Genomic DNA, 2,572 nt, shown 5'->3' on the forward strand with positions numbered 1-2,572 from the left:
TTTTATTTTTTATATTTTCAGTTATAAAATCAAAGTTTGCCTTTAATTCATCAAGTTTTGGCAAATCATTTTCATCATTTGGCGTTGTAATTAAGTACACGTTGTTTCCAGCCTTTTTAAATTCGCTAGAAATCACATTTTCGGCATCTGTAACGCTTACTGCAAATGATACCAATGTTGGGGGTACAGAAATTTCGTTAAATGTTCCGCTCATTGAGTCTTTTCCACCAATTGACGGCAATCCAAAGGCTTTCTGAATGTGCAATGCTCCTAATAATGCTGATAATGGTTTACCCCATTTTTTAGAATCCTGTCCCAGTCTTTCAAAATATTCCTGGAATGTAAATCTGATGTTTTTGTAGTTTCCTCCACCAGCGACAACTTTTGCCATTGACTCAATTACAGCGTAAGCACCGCCATGGAATGTACTTTGTTTTGCAACATAAGGATTATATCCATACCCAACCATTGAAGCGACATCTGTTTCCGCATTAATTACAGACACTTTCTGTACCGAAACTTCCGCAGGTGTCAACTGATATTTCCCACCAAATGGCATTAATACAGTAGTTGCCCCGATTGTTGCGTCAAAAGTTTCAACTAATCCTCTTTGTGAAGCTACATTTAAGTCTTTCAGGTTATTTATAAATTTGCTTCTAAAGTCATTTCCTTCAATTTTTCTGTTCAAGTTTAATTTTGGCGTATTTTCAATTGTAATATTGATATTTGAAGCAGCTCCGTTTGTATTCAGGAAATCTCTTAAAATATCTACAATCGCTTTTCCATTGTATTTCATAACAAGCCTGTTAGAATCATTAATTTCAGCTACTTGATACGCTTCCAGATTTTCTTCGTTTGCAAATTCTATAAATTTATCCAAGTTTTGTTTTTCAATAACAACAGCCATTCTTTCCTGCGACTCTGAAATAGCAAGTTCCGTACCATTTAGCCCAATATATTTCACTCTTACTTTATTCAAGTCAATTTCAAGCCCGTCAGCAAGCTCTCCAATCGCAACTGAAACTCCTCCAGCTCCAAAATCGTTACATTTTTTAATTAATTTTGTAACATTTTTATTTCTAAAAAGTCTTTGAATTTTTCTTTCTACAATTGCATTTCCTTTTTGTACTTCAGCACTTGATTTTTCTGAAGATTCTGTTGTATGCTCCTTAGAAGATCCAGTCGCTCCTCCAATTCCGTCTCTTCCAGTTCTTCCACCAAGTAAAATTACAATATCCCCATTTTCAGGCTTTTCACGAATAATATTTTCAGCAGGTGCCGCTCCCACGACAAGCCCCAGTTCCATTCTTTTAGCCTTATATCCTTCATCGTAAATTTCATTCACGTGAGTTGTCGCAAGTCCAATCTGATTTCCGTAAGAAGAAAATCCGTGTGCAGCTACTTGCGTAATAACCTTTTGTGGCAATTTTCCAGCCATTGTGTCCTCAATTTTTTCAGTCGGATCAGCAGAACCGCTAATTCTCACAGCCTGATAAACATAAGTTCTTCCAGATAATGGATCACGGATTGCTCCACCAATACAAGTAGAAGCTCCTCCAAACGGCTCAATTTCTGTTGGATGGTTATGAGTTTCATTCTTAAACTGCAAAATCCATTTTTCAGTAACTGTATTCTTTTTCTCATTTTCATCAATTCTTTCAATTGGCACATCAATATAAATCGAACACGCATTTATCTCATCCGAAACTTCCAAATCTGGCAAGTTCCCATTTTTTCTCTGCTCTTTTCCAAAAATTGTAGCAAGATCCATAAGAGTCATAGGCTTTTTAGAAATTCTGTCAGCATGAACGTACTCCCTGCTTTCCAGATATTCATTAATAGCCTTTTCAATAATATTTTTGTAAGTCTCATTTTCAATTTTTATATCGTCAATAATTGTTTCAAAAGTTGTGTGTCGGCAATGATCACTCCAGTAAGTATCAAGAACACGAATTTCAGTTTCCGTAGGATTTCTTTTTTCCTCATTTTTAAAATATTCCTGAATAAACAGCAAGTCATTCACAGTCATTGCTAATTCCAATTCATTTTTAAGACTTTCGATTTCCTCTTTTGTTTTTTCAGTAAATCCTTCATAAACAATAACATCATCCGTATTTTCAGTTTCGACATTTTCACTTAGAACATTTAAATCTTTTTCTCTTGCCTCAACCTCATTTATATAATATTTTTTTATTCTCGCAAGTTCATCAGGAGAAATTTTTCCGTATAAAATTATCAATTTTCCGCTTTTTACGTTAATATTATTATCTTTGTCAATCAATAAATTTATACATTGAATTGCAGAATCCGCTCTCTGATCATATTGTCCTGGCAAAAACTCTACTGAAAAATACACATTTTCTGAATCTTTTTCCTTAAACACTTCGTCAAATGACCTAAAAACATTGTCAACATTTATTTCCGAAAATACAGTTTTTTCCAATTTTTCCAAATCATTTTCACCCAAGTTAAACACATCATAAATATTTAGAACTCTCACATCGCTAAGTCCACTTATTCCAACATTTTCCTTCAAGTCACTGAACAAGTTCTGTGCTTCCACTCTAAAATC

Annotated in this window: 1 protein-coding gene; it reads right to left on the bottom strand. The window is 34.3% G+C overall.

The genetic code is table 11. The features are described 5' to 3' along the window. Nucleotides 1–2,572, bottom strand: a 2,572-nt coding sequence (locus Q0370_RS02990; RefSeq protein WP_299571935.1) for a phosphoribosylformylglycinamidine synthase, incomplete at both ends; no start/stop codon positions are given.

The organism is uncultured Leptotrichia sp. (assembly GCF_938036635.1).
Classification (GTDB): domain Bacteria; phylum Fusobacteriota; class Fusobacteriia; order Fusobacteriales; family Leptotrichiaceae; genus Leptotrichia; species Leptotrichia hongkongensis.